At 69.0% G+C, this 19,210-nt stretch carries 18 protein-coding genes and 1 riboswitch; of the genes, 7 read left to right on the top strand and 11 right to left on the bottom strand.

Going from position 1 to position 19,210, the window contains the following annotated elements:
- Positions 1-19: 19 nt before the first annotated feature.
- The 3 genes from tilS to dacB are packed head-to-tail and all read right to left on the bottom strand — an operon-like array spanning position 20 to position 3,368.
- Positions 20-976, bottom strand: a complete 957-nt coding sequence (gene tilS, locus BPODLACK_RS10650) for a tRNA lysidine(34) synthetase TilS (protein ID WP_035760636.1) — start codon at positions 974-976, stop codon at positions 20-22.
- A complete protein-coding gene (locus tag BPODLACK_RS10655) occupies positions 955-2,052 on the bottom strand; it encodes a zinc-dependent metalloprotease (protein WP_159405230.1) in 1,098 nt (365 codons plus the stop codon). Before BPODLACK_RS10655 ends, tilS begins: the two co-directional genes overlap by 22 nt.
- On the bottom strand, positions 2,049-3,368 hold the full coding sequence (gene dacB / locus BPODLACK_RS10660; RefSeq protein ID WP_159405291.1) for a D-alanyl-D-alanine carboxypeptidase/D-alanyl-D-alanine endopeptidase: 1,320 nt from the start codon (positions 3,366-3,368) through the stop codon (positions 2,049-2,051). Before dacB ends, BPODLACK_RS10655 begins: the two co-directional genes overlap by 4 nt.
- Before the next feature lie 307 nt (positions 3,369-3,675).
- Between dacB and BPODLACK_RS10665 the strand changes: the two genes are divergently transcribed.
- Positions 3,676-4,188, top strand: a complete 513-nt coding sequence (locus BPODLACK_RS10665) for an inorganic diphosphatase (RefSeq protein ID WP_159405231.1) — start codon at positions 3,676-3,678, stop codon at positions 4,186-4,188.
- Between the two features lie 78 nt (positions 4,189-4,266).
- On the opposite strand, the gene BPODLACK_RS10670 is transcribed toward BPODLACK_RS10665, so the two are convergent.
- The gene (locus tag BPODLACK_RS10670; RefSeq protein WP_024499389.1) at positions 4,267-4,719 is read right to left on the bottom strand and encodes a hypothetical protein; all 453 of its coding nucleotides are present in this window, start codon (positions 4,717-4,719) and stop codon (positions 4,267-4,269) included.
- On the bottom strand, positions 4,716-6,062 hold the full coding sequence (locus BPODLACK_RS10675; protein WP_159405232.1) for an aminotransferase class V-fold PLP-dependent enzyme: 1,347 nt from the start codon (positions 6,060-6,062) through the stop codon (positions 4,716-4,718). Before BPODLACK_RS10675 ends, BPODLACK_RS10670 begins: the two co-directional genes overlap by 4 nt.
- A 17-nt stretch (positions 6,063-6,079) precedes the next feature.
- Positions 6,080-6,194: riboswitch (SAM riboswitch) on the bottom strand.
- Positions 6,195-6,306: 112 nt separating this feature from the next.
- Between BPODLACK_RS10675 and BPODLACK_RS10680 the strand changes: the two genes are divergently transcribed.
- Both BPODLACK_RS10680 and BPODLACK_RS10685 read left to right on the top strand, forming a co-directional pair.
- A complete protein-coding gene (locus tag BPODLACK_RS10680; RefSeq protein WP_159405292.1) occupies positions 6,307-7,386 on the top strand; it encodes an isochorismate synthase in 1,080 nt (359 codons plus the stop codon).
- 100 nt (positions 7,387-7,486) lie between these two features.
- A complete protein-coding gene (locus BPODLACK_RS10685; protein ID WP_159405233.1) occupies positions 7,487-9,022 on the top strand; it encodes an MFS transporter in 1,536 nt (511 codons plus the stop codon).
- A 45-nt stretch (positions 9,023-9,067) separates the two neighbouring features.
- On the opposite strand, the gene BPODLACK_RS10690 is transcribed toward BPODLACK_RS10685, so the two are convergent.
- Genes BPODLACK_RS10690 through BPODLACK_RS10700 form a run of 3 tightly spaced genes read right to left on the bottom strand, consistent with a single transcriptional unit; the run spans position 9,068 to position 11,285 of the window.
- Positions 9,068-10,285, bottom strand: a complete 1,218-nt coding sequence (locus tag BPODLACK_RS10690) for an O-succinylhomoserine sulfhydrylase (protein ID WP_024499393.1) — start codon at positions 10,283-10,285, stop codon at positions 9,068-9,070.
- Positions 10,282-10,695: a rhodanese-like domain-containing protein gene (locus BPODLACK_RS10695; protein WP_024499394.1), complete on the bottom strand. Its 414-nt coding sequence runs from the start codon at positions 10,693-10,695 to the stop codon at positions 10,282-10,284. The genes BPODLACK_RS10690 and BPODLACK_RS10695 overlap by 4 nt, the downstream gene beginning before the upstream one ends.
- Entirely contained in the window at positions 10,692-11,285 is a 594-nt protein-coding gene (locus BPODLACK_RS10700) for an Rv0361 family membrane protein (protein ID WP_159405234.1), read from the bottom strand. The genes BPODLACK_RS10695 and BPODLACK_RS10700 overlap by 4 nt, the downstream gene beginning before the upstream one ends.
- 315 nt (positions 11,286-11,600) lie before the next feature.
- Between BPODLACK_RS10700 and BPODLACK_RS10705 the strand changes: the two genes are divergently transcribed.
- A complete protein-coding gene (locus tag BPODLACK_RS10705; protein ID WP_159405235.1) occupies positions 11,601-12,998 on the top strand; it encodes an FAD-dependent oxidoreductase in 1,398 nt (465 codons plus the stop codon).
- 78 nt (positions 12,999-13,076) lie between these two features.
- Here BPODLACK_RS10705 and BPODLACK_RS10710 read toward each other — a convergent pair whose 3' ends face one another.
- Positions 13,077-13,580, bottom strand: coding sequence for a hypothetical protein (locus BPODLACK_RS10710; RefSeq protein WP_159405236.1), 504 nt, complete (start codon positions 13,578-13,580; stop codon positions 13,077-13,079).
- Between the two features lie 173 nt (positions 13,581-13,753).
- On the opposite strand from BPODLACK_RS10710, the gene BPODLACK_RS10715 reads away from it, so the two are divergent.
- Genes BPODLACK_RS10715 through BPODLACK_RS10725 form a run of 3 tightly spaced genes read left to right on the top strand, consistent with a single transcriptional unit; the run spans position 13,754 to position 16,745 of the window.
- Entirely contained in the window at positions 13,754-14,797 is a 1,044-nt protein-coding gene (locus BPODLACK_RS10715) for a FecCD family ABC transporter permease (protein WP_159405237.1), read from the top strand.
- Positions 14,794-15,918 carry a FecCD family ABC transporter permease gene (locus BPODLACK_RS10720; protein WP_159405238.1) on the top strand — a complete coding sequence of 375 codons (1,125 nt, stop codon included), beginning with the start codon at positions 14,794-14,796 and terminating at the stop codon, positions 15,916-15,918. Before BPODLACK_RS10715 ends, BPODLACK_RS10720 begins: the two co-directional genes overlap by 4 nt.
- Entirely contained in the window at positions 15,915-16,745 is an 831-nt protein-coding gene (locus BPODLACK_RS10725; RefSeq protein ID WP_159405239.1) for an ABC transporter ATP-binding protein, read from the top strand. Before BPODLACK_RS10720 ends, BPODLACK_RS10725 begins: the two co-directional genes overlap by 4 nt.
- On the opposite strand, the gene BPODLACK_RS10730 is transcribed toward BPODLACK_RS10725, so the two are convergent.
- Positions 16,742-18,058, bottom strand: a complete 1,317-nt coding sequence (locus tag BPODLACK_RS10730; protein WP_159405240.1) for a ClC family H(+)/Cl(-) exchange transporter — start codon at positions 18,056-18,058, stop codon at positions 16,742-16,744. The genes BPODLACK_RS10725 and BPODLACK_RS10730 overlap by 4 nt on opposite strands.
- A gap of 79 nt (positions 18,059-18,137) precedes the next feature.
- Positions 18,138-19,178, bottom strand: coding sequence for an Lrp/AsnC family transcriptional regulator (locus BPODLACK_RS10735; RefSeq protein ID WP_159405241.1), 1,041 nt, complete (start codon positions 19,176-19,178; stop codon positions 18,138-18,140).
- Positions 19,179-19,210 lie beyond the last annotated feature (32 nt).

Consider the following 19,210-nt stretch of genomic DNA (forward strand, 5'->3'; position numbering starts at 1 on the left):
CTCGCCCTGACGGTTCGTCTCACCTCTCGGTGAGGCGGACCGTCAGCGTTTGACCGGTGCGTTCCACGACGGTCCGCACGGCGGGGTCGCCACCGATCGCGACCTGGCCGCCGCCGACACCGGTACCGACGACGAGCCGGTCCACCGCAGCGATCACCCGATGCGTCGGTTCGGTGGCCCCGACCTCGAGCAGCCAGCGTCGGAGCACCCGGGTCCGCACAGCCCTCGGCAGGTCGTGCAGCGGCGCGATCTCCAGACCAGCGGGAGTGCCGGCCCTCTCCCATACCGTCTCCGCCCAGCCGTCGAGGGCGTCGTTGTCGTCCTGCAGACCGTCCGCGGTTCGGACCAGCGCGTCGACGACGCCGCCCCGTAGCACGTCGTCGAGCAACGGGATCACCTCGGACCGCAACCGCACCCGGGTGAACCGCGGGTCGCGGTTGTGTGGGTCGTGGTGCATCGCCAGCCCGAGTTCGGTGCACACGGCCAGCGTCTGCATCCGGCGCACCTGCAGTAGCGGCCGCCCCCATGGCGCCTTCCACGCCCGCATGCCGGCGATCGATCGTGCCCCGGAACCGCGTGCGAGTCCGAGCAGTACGGTCTCGGCCTGGTCGTCGGCGGTGTGCGCGAGAAGTACCGGACGACCTTCCCGGGCGGCGTCGAGCGCCGCGTACCGTGCGTCCCGGGCAGCGGCTTCGAGTCCCCCGCGGGTCCCGACCCTGACCTCGAGCACGCGCGCGTCCGCACCGAGTCCGCGTGCGGTCTCGGCGGCGCGGGCGGCGACGCCGGCGGAACCCTTCTGGAGACCGTGGTCGACGACCAGCGCGGTGACGTCGAGTCCCGCGCCGACGGCCGTCGCCGTCAGGGCGAGCGAGTCCGCGCCGCCGGACAGCCCGACACAGACCGATGGGCGCGGCCCGTCGAGCCAGGTGGTCGCGAATTCCGCGACCACCCGCGTCACAGCACGCGTCGAATCCATGCCTGCGGGGTGTCGATCTCGTCCGGGAGCGGCATCGTGTCGGGTGAGGTCCACACCGTGTTGAACCGGTCCATGCCGACGGTTTCCACCACCTCGTCGACGAAGGCCTTGCCGCGGATGTACTGCGCGATCTTGGCATCCATGCCGATGAGAGCGCGGATGATGCGCTGAACCGGGTTCTGCGGGGCCTTACGGCGCTTGTCGAATGCGGTGCGAATACGGGCGACGGACGGGACGTGCGCCGGGCCGACGGCGTCCATCACGTGATCGGCGTGACCCTCGAGCAGCGTGCCCAGGACCATCATCCGCTGGAAGGCTTCGAACTGCTCGGGGCTCTGCAGCAGCTGCATCGCGCCGATGATGCCCTTCTCACGGGGTTCGGACCCCCTCAGTGCCTTGGTCATCCGCGTGACGATCTCGGTGGTCGACTCACCGGTCTCGGAGGTGAGCACGGCGACGTTGTCCTGCATGTAGTCACGCAGCCACGGATTGGCGGAGAACTGCACGCGGTGGGTCACCTCGTGGAGGCAGACCCACAGCCGGAAGTCGGACGGCACGACCTTGAGCTGTCGTTCGACGTTGATGATGTTGGGTGTCACGACCATCAGCACGCCGGGTTCACCGGTCTCCGGATCGGGCGTGAACGGGTCGTACTGGCCGAGGATGGCCGTGGAGAGAAAGGCCAGCAGACCCCCGGCCTGGACACCGCCGAACTTGGCGGCGAAGCCGTGCGAACCCACGTCGGTGCCGGCGGCGTCGGCCCCCAGCATCGATCGCATCGAGTCGGAGGCCGCGTCGATCCAGCCCGGCCGGTCGAGGATGCGGGTCGTCGGGATGCGGAGTCCGTCGGCGAGACCGGTGACCTCGCGAACCGGTGCCTCCGCCCGAGTCGCCGCGTCGCCGAGTTCGGCCTGCGCGGCCTCGTAGGTGTAGGCCGTGGTCTTGGGGCCGGGCCGCACGAGCCGTTTCGCGGTCAAGGCGGCGAGCGGCCAGTCGATCTGCGACCCGATGCTCAGGCGAGTGTCCTCACTCACCGGCTCGACCTCGGTCTTGCTGTCGGTTCCAGGCATGCTCATCGGCACCCGCACTCTCTGAGTTGGCCCACCACGGCGTCGAGGGCGGGTCTCGCGTCCGCCGGCGAGGTGCCGCCGGACATCAGGGCGAACGACAGCACGCGACCGTCGATCGTTTGCACTATGCCCGTCAACGAACTGACCCCGGTGAGTGTTCCGGTCTTCGCGCGCACCCATCCGGCACCCGGAGTGGTGGCGATCGGGAAACGGTCGGTGAGTGTGCCGGTGCCGGCGGCGATCGGCAGTCCGTCGAGCATCGGTCGCAGCGCCGGCCGCGAGGGTCCGCTGGCCGCTGTCATCACCGCGTCGAGCAGCGCGGGGGTGGTGCGGTTGGCGTAGGAGATGCCCGACGCGTCGGCCAGCGTGGTGCCCTTCCACTGGTCGGGGAACGTGGTGGAGAGGACCTGCTCGACGGCGTCGACTCCGGCGGCCAGGGTCGCCGGTCCACCGCGATGCACCGCGAGTTCGATCGACAGCGTCTCGGCCAGCACGTTGTCGCTGTGGCGGAGCATGTCGTTGACCCGCGTCACCAGGGGCGCGGACTCGACCTTCGCGATGACGCGGTCGCCCGCGGGTGCGGATGCCTCGGTCACCGGTGCGTCCACACCCAGCGCCGCGGCCAACGCCTCCCCGGCCATGATTCCGGGCGTCGCCGAGCGAGGTGAGTACTCGTCGAGCGGCTCAAGCCGGGCGCCGTCGACCATCAGCGACTCGATCGGGGCGATGTCGCCGCCCTGGATGTCTCGACGGTCCCACGTACGGTCCATCGTCGGACCCGAAAAAGCGCTGAGATCAACCGCGACCGAGGTGACCGGTATCTCGGCCTGTTTGATCTGGTCGGCGAGGTCGGCGATGCGCCCGGGCTCGGTGTAGAAGGTGTCCGCACCGGCCGGCTGCGCCGACAGCGTGGGGTCGCCGGCACCCCTGAGGATCAGCTGTCCGTTGGATCCGGCGACGACGGTGGTGGTCACCCGCGCGTCGTGCGGCATGGCCTCCAGGAAGGCGGCGGCCGAGAGCACCTTGTCGTTCGACGCGGGGATACGCGGACGGTCGGGATTGCGCGACCACAGGATCTCGCCGGTCAGCGAGTCGGAGATCATGCCGCTCAGGACGCCGAGCGCCGGATTCCGCAGCGCAGGGGCGATGGCTCGGGACACCCCGGCCGGCGTCGGTGACGGAGCGGAGGCGACGACCGGGTCGATCCGCGGGTCGACGGAGATCGCGGCGGGCTGCGGCGGGATTCCCGGCGGCAGCTCGGCCTCCTTGTCGAGCCGGAGTGCAACGACCACTGCCGCGGTCGACGCCAGCGCGAGGATCACGACTGCGGCGATCGTCCACCAGAGGAGTTTGCGACTGCGGGGTCTGCCATCGCGACCTGCGGGTCTGGTGGATGCGCCCACGAAGCCTCCGGATCTCTCGAACTGCACACCGACGGTGAGGACGCCACTGGCCGGCGCACCACCCGGCCGAAATGTCGGATGTGAGCAACCCGGACATCCGCCGCCCCCGCGATCTGCGGGGGTACGAAGTCCGAGGTCGTCGGACTAACAGTATCGTTGTTGCGACGCGCGGCCATCTGGGCCGCCCGGCGATCACACCCCCGATCCGCAACTGCCAGGAGGAACAGTGGAATTCGATGTGACCATCGAGATCCCCAAAGGTGGCCGTAACAAGTACGAGGTCGACCACGAGACGGGCAAGGTCTACCTCGACCGCTACCTGTACACCTCGATGGGCTACCCGGCCGACTACGGATACATCGACGGCACCCTCGGCGAGGACGGCGACCCGCTCGACGCGATGGTCCTGCTGCCCGAGTCGGTGTTCCCCGGCATCATCGTGCGCGCCCGCATCGTCGGCATGTACACGATGACCGACGAGGCCGGCGGCGACGACAAGCTGCTGTGCGTGCCCGCGGGTGACGTGCGCTGGGACCACATCAAGGACATCTCCGACGTGTCGGAGTACGAGCTGGGCCCGATCTCGCACTTCTTCGAGCATTACAAGGACCTCGAGCCCGGCAAGGAGGTCCAGCCGGGCGGTTGGGTCGGCCGGGAGGCCGCCGAGAAGGTCGCCAAGGAGGCCATCGCCCGTCTCGCGGAACAGCCCCACGAGGCCAACGAGCCCTCGCGAGGCTGACGCCACCTCACGAGTCGTACACCGACCGCCGACGACACATGCTGTCGTCGGCGGTCGTTGCGTTTCGCTTCGGCGTCGTCAGGCGACGCGGTGACGCACGTCGGCGAAGACCGGCAGCACCTGCTCGCGGATTCGACGGTCGGTGGCCGAACCGTCGATCGGGACCAGGATCACGGCGTCGGCGACCTCGGCGACGTAGATGTCGCGCAGCAGCGTGATCAGACCGTGGGTGGTGCCGACGTAGCGGATGGTCTCCGAGTCGTCGGTGGAGGTGTCGGCGTGCTCGACGGCGGCGCGAGCCGACGCCGCGTGCGGCGCGATGGCCACCTCGACCTCGAGGGCGACCGCGAAATTCGCCTGGTCGTGGGTGCCCGCCCGCAGCAGCGCGCGTGCACGCTGGGCGTCCCGCAGCGTCTGACGACGCACGACGATCGGGAAGGTCAGTGCCACAGAATCACCCGCGACCGCGACCTGGAAGCCCGGACGACCGATGGTGACGGCGGTGGGCGGTGTGGAGAGTTCGATGGTCATGCCGGGTACCCCTCGTCGAGTTCGGGTCGGGTGGTGGTCGTGGTGACGCAGCGCGAAGCGAGTGCGTCGAGCAGGCGGTCGATGTCGTCGGAGGTGGTGCCCGCTCCGAAGCTCGCACGGACGGCACCCTCGGGATGACCGAGCCGCTTGAGCAGCGGGTGGGCACAGAACTTGCCGTCGCGCACGCCGATTCCGTGCTCGTCGCTCAGGTACTCCGCCACGGCCCGCGGCGCGACGCCGTCGACGGTGAACCCGGCGATGCCGACGCGGTCGGTGGAGTCGGTGAAGATCTGCAGCGGCCGCACACCGTCGATGCGCGCCAGCCCGGCGTCGAGCCGTTCGCAGAGCCGGAGTTCGTGGAAACCGATGGCCTCGGGTCCCAGCTCGGCCAGCGCGGTGCACGCCTCGGCGATCGACACCGCACCGAGCACGTTCGGCGAACCGGCTTCGTGACGAGCAGCGCCGGTGTGCCAGGTGGCGCCGGCGGTGTTGCCGCCGCGAGGGAGGTCGACGTCGGCGGTCGCGCCCCCGCCGGCGAGGTAGGGGTCGGCGGCGTCGAACCAGTCGGAACGGCCGATGAGGACCCCGGCGCCGAACGGCGCATACGCCTTGTGGCCGGAGAAGGCCAGGTAATCGATGCCGTGGCTGACGATCGAGATGGGCCGGTGCGCGACGAGCTGCGCCGCGTCGACCAGGATGCGCGCGCCGTGGCGGTGGGCAATGGAGGCCAGCCGGCCGATCGGGAGGACCTCACCGGTGACGTTCGACGCGGCGGTCACCGCGAGCAGCGAGGCCGGCTGCGAGGCGAGTTCGGCGTCGATCGCCACGAGGGTGTCCTCGATCGTGTCGCAGGCGGTGACCACGCGGGCGCGGTTGCGGCCGTTCTTCGGTGCGCACCACGGCAGCAGGTTGGCGTGGTGTTCGATGTCGAGGACCACGACGTCGCCGGGAGTGATGTGGGCGGCGAGATTGATCGCGTCGGTGGTGTTGCGGGTGAAGACGACCGTGTCGTCGACGCGGCCGCGGACGAACTCGCGGACGGTCTCACGCGCGGTCTCGTATCGGCGGGTGGTGATCTGCGACAGGTGGCCCGCACCGCGGTGCACGCTCGCGTACTCGCCGAGGGCTCCGGCGACCTGCGCGGCGACCGACGCCAGCGCCGGCGCGCTCGCTGCGTAGTCGAGATTGGCGTAACCGACGCTGCGCCCGGCGGCGACGGGGACCTGTGCATCCGAGCCGACGACCGGTGCGAGCGCGGGGATGAACGGCCCGCGGTCGGCGAACACCGGTGCATCGCGGACAGGACGGGCGGGTGTGACGGGTGCCGACAGCACAGCAGTCATGACGAGAACTCCTCGAGAATCCACACTTGCCGCGTTCGGGTTCGAACGCAGCCAGGTCGTCACCCGGAGCACCCCACCGTGGAGGAGGGTTGCCGACCAGCGAGCCGGGGCTTGTCACTGGCACTCATGACCTGCGACAAGGTTCGCGGATCCCGCCTGAGGGTGTCAATTTGGAATCACCGTGATTCCGAGTTAGGGCAGGCTTACCTGTACCCTGGCGGTTGTGTCATCGAGTGAGGTCTTCGTGCTGTCGCGTCCCCACGGCACCGTGCGGGGCGAAGGGGTGGTCCGGTCGTTCACCGACGTCGACGAGGCGTCCGCCGCGCTGCGGGCGGGTGAGCTCGGGTCGTTGACCGGGGCGATCCCGTTCGATGTCCGCGACCCCGCGGCGCTGGTGGCTCCCGCGCGGCTCCGCACCGGCGAGGCACCCCTGACCGGGAGTGCGCCGCTGTCGCGCCGAGCGGTGTCGACCGTGAGCCACCCGGACAGGGATGAGCACCGCGAACGCATCGCGCATGCGGTCAAGCGCATCGTCGCCGGCGACGTCGGGAAGGTCGTGCTCGCGCGCAGCGTCGACCTGGTGCTCGACGAGCGGATCCGGCCGGCGGAGTTGCTCGACGCACTCGCCGGCGGCAACGCGGGGCACAACGCCTTCGGCGTCGACCTCGGCGCCGCGACGGGTTCGGGTTCGTGGTTGCTCGGCGCCAGTCCCGAAGCGCTGCTGCGCAAGTCGGGTTCGACCGTGACCTGCCATCCCTACGCGGGTTCGGCACCACGGTCCGCCGACCCGGCCGTCGACCGGGCAACCGCCGACGAGTTGGCCGCGTCGACAAAGGATCTCGCCGAGCACGCGTTCGTCGTCGACCATCTGCGCGAACGCCTGGGGCACCTCTGCGACGAGGTCGACGCACCGTCGACACCACAGCTCGAGTCGACCGGCGAGATGTGGCATCTGGCCACCCCGATCCGCGCGACGCTGCGCGATCCGGCGGTCACCGCACTCGACCTCGCACTACTCCTCGGACCCACACCCGCAGTGTGCGGAACCCCGAGTGACGTTGCCGCGCAGATCATCCGCGAGGTCGAGGGCGATCGTGGCTTCTACGCGGGCACGGTCGGCTGGTGCGACGCCGCCGGCGACGGCGAATGGATGGTCGCCATCCGGTGCGCCGAGCTCGCGGCCGACGGTCGGAGTCTGCGTACATGGGCGGGCGGCGGCATCGTCGAACACTCCGACCCGCAGGCGGAACTCGACGAGACGCAGTTCAAACTACGAACCGTGTTCAACGCGCTCGGTATCCCCCTCGCGGACATCGTGAACTGACCCTCCGGTGAGCACGTCCTCCCGCAAACTCGCCTCTGACCACGAAGGTCGGCGCTAAAGTCGATGAACGTCGGGGCGAAGGGGCAGGGAGGCGTAGCGGGTGACTGCGGAGCGGTCGACAACCCAGACGAGCATTCTGCCGATCATCTTCGCGCTGTCCCTGGCCTTCACGATCACGGCCGTCGATCCCCTGGTGCTGAGCCTGAATCTGCCGCAGGTGAGCCGGGAACTCGACGTCCCGCCTACCGGTGTCGGATTGCTGGGTGGAATGTCGACGCTGGTCATGGCCGCGTCCGTCCTCGGCGCGGGAAATCTCGGTGACTCGATCGGACTCCGACGACTCCTGATGTCGGGACTGGCCGTGGTCGCCGTCGCCGATGTGCTCGCCATGCTCTCGCCCGGGTATGGCTTTCTCCTGGCGATGCGCGTCGTGGCGGGCCTGGGCATGGCGGCGCTGCTCGGGGTATCGCTGGCCCTCCTCAAGACGTCGGTGACCGAAGAGCAGCGACCGAAGGCCATCGGCATCTTCGTCGCCATCGAGATGGTTCTCTGCGGGGTGCTCCCGGCTCTGACGGGCTGGGCCGTGACGGGTCTCGGCTGGCGGCTCGTGTTCCTGGTCGCACCACTGCTTGCCGGGGTCTCGATGCTGCTCACGGCAAGGTTCGTCCCGGAGTCGCCTCGTCAGGAACGCGCGAAGCTGGACGTGATCGGCATCGTCCTGATCGGGGTGGCACTCCTGACCCTCGTCATCGGACTCGCGGCCGCGCAGAACGGTATGCTCCGGCCCCAGACCTGGCTGCCGCTGCTCGTCAGCGTGGTCGGGGCGGTGCTCTTCGTCCGCCACGAACGCCGCACCCCCGAACCGGCGCTGGACCTGTCACTGTTCGGCAACCGGACGTTCACGGTCGCGCTCGCAGCGGCCTTCACACTCAACTTCCTGATCGCGGGACTCAGCATCGTCCTGGGGCAGTACGGCAGCAAGGTGCTCGCGCTGTCACCGCGGACGGTCGGCCTGTTGTTCCTTCCCGGCTCGCTGCTGATCGCCGGCGCGCTGATCATGTCCGGGAGTCTGATGGAGAAGTTCTCGCCGAGACCGGTGATGGTCGCCGGTCTCGCGACCATGGCGGCCGCCGGGCTGCTCATGGCCGGCACGGTCAACCCGACGATGGCGTTGTGGCTGCTCGTGATGGCCGTATGGCTGTACAACCTCGGGTCGATGGTGAGTTCCACACCCGTGTCGGAGACGGTGCTCTCGCATGCGCCGAGTGGGCAGTCCGGAACAGTGGCCTCGGTGCAGACGGCCTTCGGGATGACGGGCTACGCGTTCGGGCCCACCGTGTACCTGCTCCTCCTGAATGCGTTCTTCAATCGGGAATGGCTTGCCGACACCGAACAACGGGGTCTGACGGTGACACAGGGACAAGAGGCCGTGGACGCCGCGCGTAGCGCGGTGGCGCAGAGCCCGGGTGGCGTCGGATACGACCCGAACCTGCTGCAGCAGGTGGGCGGCCTCGACCTCGGAGCGGACTTCTCCGGCGCCGTGCGACTCACCATGCTGACCGTCAGTGTCCTGCCCATCGCGGTTGCGCTCGGCGTGCTCAGGTTCCGTCATGAGCGCCCGGCTCGGGCGGCCTGACGACCGCCGCGACGCCTGACCGGAAGAAGAGCCTCGTGCGAAGGCTCAGCCGAGCGCCCGATCCAGGTCGGCGAGCAGGTCGTCGATGCCCTCGAGCCCGACCGACAGGCGAACCACCGAGTCGCTGAGACCGATCGCGGCACGTCCCTCGGGCCCCATCGCGCGGTGCGTGGTGGTGGCCGGATGGGTGATCAGCGACTTGGAGTCGCCGAGGTTGTTGGAGATGTCCACGACCCGCAGCGCGTTGAGGACCTCGAAGGCGCGCTTCTTGCCGTCGATGCCGTCGTGGTCGTTGAGCTCGAAGGTCACCACGGTGCCGCCGCCGGTCATCTGGCTCTTGGCCAGCTCGTACTGCGGATGCGACTGCAGGAACGGATATTTCACCCAGCGGACCCGTGGGTCGGCTTCCAGGAACTCAGCGATCCGCAGTGCCGAGGCCACCGAGGCGTCGACCCGCAGGCGCATCGTTTCGAGGCCTTTGACCAGCGTCCACGCATTGAACGGGCTCAACGCCGGACCGGTGTGGCGCATCAGCTGCTGGACCGGACCGTCGATGTAGTCCTTGGTGCCGAGGACGGCACCACCCATCACGCGACCCTGGCCGTCGATGTGCTTGGTGCCCGAGTAGACGATGACGTCGGCGCCGAGATCGAGACCGCGCTGCAGCAGCGGGGTGGCGAAGACGTTGTCCAGCACCACCTTCGCGCCCGCGGCATGCGCCAGCTCGGACACCTTGGCGACGTCGACGAGCATCTGCATCGGATTGGACGGGGTCTCGAAGAAGACGGCGTCGGTCGGCTTCGACAGTGCGCGTTCCCACTGTTCGAGGTCTTCACCGTCGACGAACTCGGTCTCCACGCCCCAGCGCGGCAGGATCTCGTTGCACACGACGAAGCAGGAGCCGAACAGGCTGCGGGCCGCCACGAGCCGGTCGCCCGCCTTGAGCAGGGCGCCGAGCGCCACGAACACCGCGGCCATTCCGCTGGCGGTCGCGAAGCAGGCTTCGGCACCTTCGAGCTGACGCAGGCGCTCCTGGAACATGTGGACGGTCGGGTTGCCGTACCGGGAGTAGACGAACCGCTGGTCCTCGCCGGTGAAGGCACGCTCGGCAGCCTCGGCGGAGTCGTAGACGTATCCGCTGGTCAGGTAGAGCGCCTCGGCGGTCTCGTGGAACCCGGATCGCGCGAGGCCGCCGCGCACGGCGATGGTGTCGGGCGAAAGACCCTCCGGCAGTTCACGACCCACGGACAGATCAGCACTCACGATTGCCTCCACGGCAGATTTTCGGCACGCCATCCGGACGCGCCGCGATGGTCGTTCTCGTCGAGGGCACCCTCGAACCCGTCGACCACGTTGTAGGCCTTGCCGATTCCGTCGGCGGTCGCCGCCTCGGCCGCACCGATCGATCGGTGCCCCGAACGGCAGAGGAAGATGACCTCGTGGTCATCGGTCACCCCGGCTCTGCGCAGCTGCTCGACGAACTGCTCGTTGCGCCGACCCTCGGGGAACGTCGTCCACTCGGCGAAGATCGTCCGCTTCCCCAGCACCTCGAGGTCGGGAACACCGACGAACGACCACTCGGCCTGCGTCCGACAGTCGACGAGAACCGCGTCGGGATTGTTCTCGAGCTTCGCCCACGCTTCCCGCGGGGTCAGGTCGCCGGCATAGGTCATGAGGAGCACACCTTCCATTCGCCGTTCTCGCGCACCACGGTCGTCTCCACGACCTGCTTGTCTTCGGACTTGTTCTTATAGTGCCAATGGACCTTCGCGGTCGCCCGGTCACCGTCGACCACCAGGTCGGTGATCTCGGGGATCTCGATGCGGCCGTTCTGGTCCAGCGACGCCTGGTTCTCCGCGACGAACTGCGCCTCGGCGGGGAAACCGGGCTTGTCCAGGTCGGCATCGCACGTGTTCGCGCGGTACTCGGCGTAGTCGGGGCCGTTCTTGGCCGTGTAGAGGTCGTTGATGGCGTACTGGACCAGCGCGTCGTCGCTGACGCGTTCCTCGGGCGGCCGGGAGATGTTGGAGAGCACGATCCCGAGCACGACGAGCGCGACGACACCCGCGGCGACGAAGAACGGCCACGCGTTCTTCCAGTTCGGTGGTGCCTCGTCGACGACGGCGGCGTCCACGTCGGCGTCCGACGATCCGGCCTCACCGGACGCAGGCTTCTTCGAGGACGCGGCGCCCCGGGAGGTGTTCCGGGATGCGGCGCCCTTACCCGACTGCTTGTCGGGGCCCCCGCCTGCAGCTTTGGCCATGGCGCGAAGTGTATAGACCGGCCGGGTGTGACCTCCGCCCGGCTTCTGCAGGCTCCCGCACGTCCCGTCGCCCGCGGCGAATGCGATGCCCGCGACCGTGTGGCAACCGCCCGGCGCCCGGGAACGCTCCGGCCGCGGGCGTCGTCACGATGACGTCGAGAAGTGAGGATTACCTCACAGGAGATTTTGGCCGGGGACACCGAGCGCCTACCGTAGAAGGGATAGGCCATATCCAAGCGTGTCGACAGTAGGATCAGGGGTTTCGCATCCAGCACCTGCGTCGGGGCGCGCCGAGCAACGGAAGACACCTACTCCATGAGTGACAACAGCCGCCCGCTGCGGGTTGCGATCGTCGGTGCGGGTCCCGCCGGGATCTACGCCGCCGACGCGTTGATGAAGTCCGACACCGCCAAAGACCGCGGTGTCAGCATCGACCTCTACGAGCGTATGCCGGCTCCGTTCGGTCTGATCCGTTACGGCGTCGCGCCTGATCACCCGCGGATCAAGGGCATCATCACCGCGCTGCACAAGGTGCTCGACAAGCCGCAGGTCCGTCTGCTCGGCAACGTCGACTACGGCACCGACATCACGCTGGCCGAGCTGAAGCAGCACTACGACGCGATCATCTTCTCCACCGGCGCCACCGACGACCGTGCGCTCGACATCCCGGGCATCGACCTCGAGGGCAGCTACGGCGCCGCGCAGTTCGTCGCCTGGTACGACGGTCATCCGGACTTCCCGCGCACCTGGCCGCTGGAGCAGGAGAAGGTCGCCGTCATCGGCGTCGGCAACGTCGCCCTCGACGTGGCGCGCGTGCTGGCCAAGACCGGCGACGAGCTGCTGCCGACCGAGATCCCGGCCAATGTCTATGAGGGCCTCAAGGCCAACAAGGCGATCGAGGTGCATGTCTTCGGTCGCCGCGGACCGGCCCAGGCCAAGTTCACGCCGCTCGAGCTCAAGGAACTCGACCACTCGCCGAACATCGAGGTCATCGTCAACCCCGAGGACATCGACTACGACGAGGGCTCGGCCGTCGCCCGTCGTGGTTCGAAGATCACCGACCAGGTCGCGACGATCATCGAGAACTACGCGATCCGGGAACCGAAGCAGGGTGCGATCCACAAGCTGTTCCTGCACTTCTTCGAGAGCCCGGTCGAGATCCTCGGCGAGGACGGCAAGGTCGTGGGCCTGCGCACCGAGCGCACCCAGCTCGACGGCACCGGCAACGTCAAGCCCACCGGCAAGATCACCGACTGGGAGGTCGGCGCGGTGTACCGGGCGGTCGGCTACCTGTCGGACAACCTGCCCGAGATCCCCTTCGACTCGCAGGCGGGAGTCATCCCCAACGAGGCCGGACGTGTGTTCGACGAGGGTGAGCAGCTCACCGGCGTCTACACCACCGGGTGGGTCAAGCGTGGTCCGGTCGGCCTCATCGGCCACACCAAGGGCGACGCCAACGAGACCGTCGACTGCATCCTCAAGGACATGGAGGCCGAGAAGCTGCTCGAGCCCGCCGCCCCCGGCGAGGACGCGATCATCGAGCTGCTCGAGTCGAAGAGCATCCCGTTCACCACGTGGGACGGCTGGTACCGCCTCGACGAGCACGAGCGCGCACTCGGTGCCGCCGAAGGCCGCGAGCGCGTGAAGGTCGTCGAGCGTGAGGACATGCTCGCCGCGTCGGAGCCCCACAAGGTGGCGCGCCCGTCGGCCTGATCGACACCGCCAGACCACACGAGAGGGGCGACCGGTTCTCACCGGTCGCCCCTCGTCGTTCGTTCAGCGGTTCGGCGTCTACCGACCGGGGATCGCGGGAATTCCCTTGACGTCGGTGCCGCCGCCGGACAGCGCCGCCGATGCCGACGAGCCGGCACCGAACCTGTCGAACGGGTTGTCGATGCGCCGCATGTTCCACCAGAAGCCGGCGTTGTCCGTCAGGTTCTCGGCGTAGTCGGAGATCGCGTACCCGGCGATCGACGACGGGAAGCAGCCGAACCAGGTGGTCTTGATGGTGAGGGACTCGTCCTTCTTCAGCTGCGACTTGAACTTGGTCGCGCCGTTGATCTCCTGCAGCGTGACATTGCGGAACTCGCCGTCACGCGCGGTTACCCGCATGAACCGGGTCATGCTCCACGCCTGGTTCCACGGCGTACCCGGTGCTCCGAACTGGCAATAGACCCCACCCGTCATCTGAAGGTTGGGGACGGCCGCCTGGGCGGGCGCAGCACCCACCAGCGTGCCTGCTGCGATGCTCCCCGCAGCCAGCACCCCGACAACGGCACGTTTGAGTGACTTCATCGATCCTCCTGTTTTCACAACCCTGGAAACACTGAACATATCGATTCGAACTCAAAGCAGTGTTACCGAAGACACGGCCTCCGTTCGGGTTCCGCGGGTCTTTCGTTACCCGAACGACATCCACCGCGCCGCACCGTCAGGCCCGTCGAACTGCGTTGGTAAGGTAACCCTTCGTGCGCCGCTCCCTCCGTGTCCTCGGCATTCCGGTGCTGATCGCGGCCCTGGTGGGGCTGGTCATCGCCTCGGTGCTCTTGGGCACCCGCCCGGTCCCGCTCGACGAGGTCTGGACGAGTTTCGCCGCGGGGATCTCCGAGATCTGGTCGGCCCTCGTCGACCTCCGCCTACCGCAGATCACCAGGGACACCGACGTCGACGGCATCGTCTGGGACCTCCGTGTCCCTCGGACCCTGCTCGGGCTGTCCGCCGGCCCGGCCGTGGGCGCGGCCGGCGCCATCACCCAGGGACACACCCGCAACCCCATCGCCGACCCCGGCATGCTCGGCGTCAACGCCGGCGCGGCCTGTGCCGTCGTGGGCGGGATCTACCTGCTCGGGATCACCAGTCCCGTGGCCTTCATGTTCTTCGGATTGCTGGGCGCGATCATCGCCGCGACCGTCGTCTTCGGTCTGTCGGCGCTGAGCGGCTCGAGTCCGCTGACCCTGGTGCTCGCCGGCACCGGTCTCACGGCGATGCTCACCGCGATCACGTCCTCGATCGTGCTCGTCGACACCAACTCGCTCGACCAGTGGCGGTTCTGGAGCGTCGGTTCGACCGCCGGCCGCGGGATCGACGTGTTCTGGGCGAGTCTGCCCTTCATCGCCGTCGGGCTGGTGTTCGCGCTGGCGAGCGGCTTCTTCCTCAACGTGTTGAGCCTGGGCGACGACATGACCAAGGCCCTCGGCTCCCGGGTGGTGCTCATCCGCGCGCTCGGCATCCTGACGATCACCCTGCTGATCGGCGCCGCCACCGCCGCCTGCGGGCCCATCGTGTTCCTCGGTCTGGTCGTGCCGCACATCGCTCGTGCAGTCGTGGGCGCCGACTACCGCTGGATCATCCCGTACTCGGCGCTGTTCGGCGGGATCCTCCTCGTCGGCTGTGACATCCTAGGCCGCGTCGTCGCACGCCCCGGCGAGGTCCAGGTGGGCGTCATGCTGGCGCTGGTCGGCGCCCCGTTCCTGATCGTCATGGTCCGTCGGCAGAGGTTGGCATCCGTATGAACACATCCGACGTGAAGACGCCGACGCCCGGGACACGTGCACGGAGCATCGCGCCGCATCCCGGCGGTTACCGCCTCGCGATCGAGCCGGTCTCGGTCGTCGTGCGTCCGCGCATGCTGATCGTCGCGCTCGTCTCGGCGGCGCTCGCCCTGGTGTTGTTCCTGGCCGGCGTCGGCGTCAGCGACTTCCCGCTCACCCCGATCGACGTCGCGCGAATCCTGCTCGGCGGCGGCACCCGCATCGAGAACGTCGTCGTCTTCGACGTCGCGCTCCCCCGAGCCCTCGTCGGCCTGCTGGTGGGCATCGGCCTCGGGTTCTCCGGGTCCATCACCCAGCTGATCTCCCAGAACCCCCTCGCCACCCCCGACATCCTCGGCATCACCGCAGGAGCGAGTGCGGCAGCGGTCGCGGCCATCGCCTTCTCGACGACGAGCTGGGGCAGCTGGTTCGGCGACCTCGGCGTCCCGGCCTCGGCGATGATCGGTGCGCTCCTGACGTCCGCGGTGATGTACGTGCTGGCCTGGCCCGGCCGCAAGGCCAACAGCGGCATCAACCCGTTCCGCCTCGTGCTGATCGGCGTCGGCATGACGTGGATGCTGCAGGCGCTCACCAACTTCCTGCTCACCCGCGCCGACATCCACGACGTCGGGCGTGCCCAGGTGTGGCTGGTCGGATCGGTCGCCAACGTGGGCTGGTCCAATGTCTGGCCGGTGGTCGGCGGGGTCGCGGTCGGGGTCGTCGTGATCGTGGTGCTGTCCCGGCAGATCGGAATGCTCAGCCTCGGTCCGGATCTGGCGCGCGGCCTGGGCGTCCGGACCGGCGCGGTGTCGACGACGCTGTTGCTGACGGCGGTCCTGGTCAGTGCGCTGTGTGTGTCCGCCGCCGGACCGATCGCCTTCGTCGCACTGCTGGCCCCGCAGATCGCGCTGCGGCTGGCCCGCACCGCGGTACCGACGCCGTCGCTGTCCGGCCTGATCGGCGCCGCGCTCGTGCTCGGCGGAGATCTGTTGTGCCGCACGGTGCTACCCGGCGGGCTGCCCGTCGGAATCGTGACCGCCGCGATCGGCGGACCGTTCCTCATCTACCTGATGATCGCGATGTCCCGGAAGGCGACCGTATGACCATCTCCCCCGCCGACCACACCTCGCAGGCGACGTCCCGCCTGCGCGGCACCGGACTCACCGTCGGCTACGACCAGCGGGTGGTCATCGACGGCCTGGACATCGACGTCCCCGACGGCCAGGTCACGACCATCATCGGCTCCAACGGCTGCGGCAAGTCGACGCTGCTCCGATGCCTCGCGCGCCTGCTGCCGCCGAAGGCCGGCACGGTCTACCTCGACGGCGAGGACATCTCCCACGTCCGGCCGAAACAGGTCGCGCGGACCCTGGCGATCCTGCCCCAGAACCCGGTGGCCCCAGAGGGTCTGACCGTCGCCGATCTCGTCGGCCGGGGCCGGCATCCGCACCAGCGATGGTATCAGCAGGCGACGGCCGCCGACGAGGCCGCGGTGGCCGAGGCGATGGAGATGACCGACACCCTCGAACTCGCCGACCGCACCCTCGACGCGCTCTCCGGCGGTCAGCGTCAGCGGGTCTGGATCGCGCTCACCCTCGCGCAGGGCACCGACCTGATCCTGCTCGACGAGCCGACCACCTACCTCGACCTCGCCCACTCGATCGACGTCCTCGACCTCGTCCGACGCCTCCGCGACGAGCACGGCAAAACCGTGGTCATGGTATTGCACGACCTCAATCTCGCAGCACGCTACAGCGATTCACTCGTCGTCATGAAGAACGGCGCCATCGTCGCCACCGGCGCGCCGGCCGAGGTCATCGACGCGGAGATGCTCGACGAGGCCTTCGGGTTGCGCGCTCATGTCATGACCGACCCGATCTCGGGTGGGCCACTGATCGTGCCGCTCGGAGCGCACACCCGCGCGTTCTAGGACCCCGGGTCCCGTTGTCGTGCGGCATCGTTGGCGAGCATCTGCTCACGCAGCGAGTCGTAGACCGGCGGCGTCCCGGAGAGGTGTGCGACGAGCACGGCCGCCGCGGTCGCGGCGAGCATGGGCACCGCCACGGTGGTCGTCGCACTCATCTCCATCACCACGACCATGCCGGTGAGCGGCGCCCGCACCACCGCGCCGAACAGTGCGGCCATGCCGGCGAGCACCATGGCGTCGCGCAGCGTCGAATCCGATTGCGGGAGCACGGCGTCGAGGCCGGCGGCGAACAGGACGCCCCACAGTGCGCCGAGCGCCAGCATCGGCGCGAACAGGCCGCCCGGGGTTCCCGCGGCATAAGACAGCGGACCGGCGACGAACCGGACCAGGAACAGCGCGGCCACCACCGGGAGCACGACCGAACCGTCGAAGATCTGTTGCGCGAGATTGTCTCCCCCACCGGCCGCATCGGTGTCGACGGCCATCAGGCCGCCGACGATCGCACCGATGACCGCGGCCTTCGCGATCGGCGGGACGCGCGTGATCCCGCGAACCGCGTTGATCGCCCCGAGAACCGTGCGCCCGTAGGCGATTCCGACGAGACCGCTGAGGAGGCCGAACACCACGAAGACCGGCAGCAGGGTGATCGGGGGCGCGGCCACCACGCCGACCCGGAAGTCGGGCCGGTCGCCGAGGATCACGTGTCCGCAGGCCACCGCGGCGGCGACCGCGAGAATGGTCGGTACCACCACTCGAATCCGGAACGAGTGGGTCACCTCCTCGAGCGCGAAGAGCGCACCGCCCACCGGCGCCGTGAACGCAACGGCGAGACCTGCTCCGCTGAGCGAGGTCTGCATGACGCGGACATCGTACTGGTCGAGTCCGGCACGTCGTCCGGTCTCCGATCCGACCGCCGCACCCATGTGCACCGTCGGCCCCTCACGGCCGAGGATCAGACCGGATCCGATCGCGGCGAGACCACCGAAGAATCGCGCCGGGATCACCCGCAGCGGCGCAGGTCCCGCTTCTCCTCGTTCGACGGCCTCCACATGCTGGATTCCGCTGCCCGCCGCGGTCGGTACGAGGTGGGACACGAGCGCGCCGAAGGCCGCGCCGGCTGCTGTCACCGCCACCGGGATGAACCATCCCGGTGCGCCGAGTCCGTCGGCCCACTGCAGGATCTCGAACCGCCACCGGTTGAGATGGTCGAGGCACCACCGGAACGCGCCGCCGAGGACACCGGTCACACACCCGGCGAAGACGGCGAGCACGCACAACCTCACCAGTCCCTGGTTGTCGGCCGTCGGCGAGGTCACACGTGCAAGTTACCGCGCACGCCGCCTTCGACCGGCGCTTCCGAACGGCAGGTTCGTGTCGTCCACCGGTGATTCGGGGTCATCCGGGCTGAATCAGGCGTCCCTGCACCACGAGTGACGCATTCTGCTTCAGGCGCCGGACGCGGATGCTCACCGAGTAGCCCAGAATTCCGGCCACGGACGCGACCCTGGTGCGCAGGTATCGATAGAAGTCGTCGGTGTCCCGGCAGATCACCGCGACCATGAGGTTGTGTTCACCGCTGATCGCCGCGGCGAACGCCACCTCGTCGTGCGCGGCGAGCGCTGCACCCACCACGTCGATCGCCGACGGCGTCACGGTGAGCCACAGCGTCGCGCTCAGACCGAAACCTAGACGCTCGGGCAGGATCTCGACGTCGTAGTGCAACGCGCCGCTGCGTTCGAGCGTGCTCAGACGGCGCCGGACGCGCCCGACCGTCCAGCCACAGATGCGCGCCAGCTCGCGATGTGGAAGTCGGCCGTCCTGGGTCAGCGCGTCGATGAGGGGTGCGTCGTCGTCGCCGAGGCGCACATTCTCGCGGGGTTCGTCCGGTACGTCCTCACCGCCGGTCCCGGCCTCGTCGTCGCCGGAGAGAGGGCTCGCGGTTGCGCTCGAGATCAGCAGTGTGCGGGCGGACTCCGAGAGCTCACCGCCGAAGCCGGTCCATCTCGACGCGGGGAGTCCGACGTCGAAGGCGTGCAGGACGAGGTCGATACGGACGTCGATGACCGAGGCCCGCGTCGGGAGTGCATTGAGCAGCACGTCCTCGCCGCCCGCACCGATCGGTGCGCGGATGATGCAGATGATCTCGGCGCCTCCGGACACCACGTAGGCGAAGCCGACGTCGCGACGACGCGCGAGCGACGCGGCGAGCGGTTCCATGCGGTCCGGCCGGCACCGCACCCGCGCCACCCATTCGGAATGGCCACGCACCGCCGGCCGCACGATCCCCACGACCCGCATCACCCCGGCACGACGCAGAGCCTGGTAGCGCCTCGCCGCGGTCTGTTCCGAGGTGCCCGCGACCTCGCCGAGTAGGCGGAAAGACGCCCGCGGATACACCTGGAGGGCACGGAGGATTGTGCCGTCGACGTCGTCCATGATGGAGGAATATTACGCGTCGAACCGGTCTC

Source organism: Gordonia sp. YY1, from assembly GCF_009872315.1.
In the GTDB taxonomy this organism is placed as follows: Bacteria; Actinomycetota; Actinomycetes; order Mycobacteriales; family Mycobacteriaceae; genus Gordonia; species Gordonia amicalis.

What these genes read in the sequence shown, in the direction of transcription:
- BPODLACK_RS10720 (WP_159405238.1), top strand. Translation starts at nt 14,794, where the DNA reads ATGAACACATCCGACGTGAAGACGCCGACGCCCGGGACACGTGCACGG.
- BPODLACK_RS10725 (WP_159405239.1), top strand. Translation starts at nt 15,915, where the DNA reads ATGACCATCTCCCCCGCCGACCACACCTCGCAGGCGACGTCCCGCCTG.
- tilS (WP_035760636.1), bottom strand. Translation starts at nt 976, where the DNA reads ATGGATTCGACGCGTGCTGTGACGCGGGTGGTCGCGGAATTCGCGACC.
- BPODLACK_RS10675 (WP_159405232.1), bottom strand. Translation starts at nt 6,062, where the DNA reads ATGACTGCTGTGCTGTCGGCACCCGTCACACCCGCCCGTCCTGTCCGC.
- BPODLACK_RS10655 (WP_159405230.1), bottom strand. Translation starts at nt 2,052, where the DNA reads ATGAGCATGCCTGGAACCGACAGCAAGACCGAGGTCGAGCCGGTGAGT.
- BPODLACK_RS10710 (WP_159405236.1), bottom strand. Translation starts at nt 13,580, where the DNA reads ATGAAGTCACTCAAACGTGCCGTTGTCGGGGTGCTGGCTGCGGGGAGC.
- BPODLACK_RS10695 (WP_024499394.1), bottom strand. Translation starts at nt 10,695, where the DNA reads ATGACCTATGCCGGCGACCTGACCCCGCGGGAAGCGTGGGCGAAGCTC.
- BPODLACK_RS10705 (WP_159405235.1), top strand. Translation starts at nt 11,601, where the DNA reads ATGAGTGACAACAGCCGCCCGCTGCGGGTTGCGATCGTCGGTGCGGGT.
- BPODLACK_RS10670 (WP_024499389.1), bottom strand. Translation starts at nt 4,719, where the DNA reads ATGACCATCGAACTCTCCACACCGCCCACCGCCGTCACCATCGGTCGT.
- BPODLACK_RS10700 (WP_159405234.1), bottom strand. Translation starts at nt 11,285, where the DNA reads ATGGCCAAAGCTGCAGGCGGGGGCCCCGACAAGCAGTCGGGTAAGGGC.
- BPODLACK_RS10735 (WP_159405241.1), bottom strand. Translation starts at nt 19,178, where the DNA reads ATGGACGACGTCGACGGCACAATCCTCCGTGCCCTCCAGGTGTATCCG.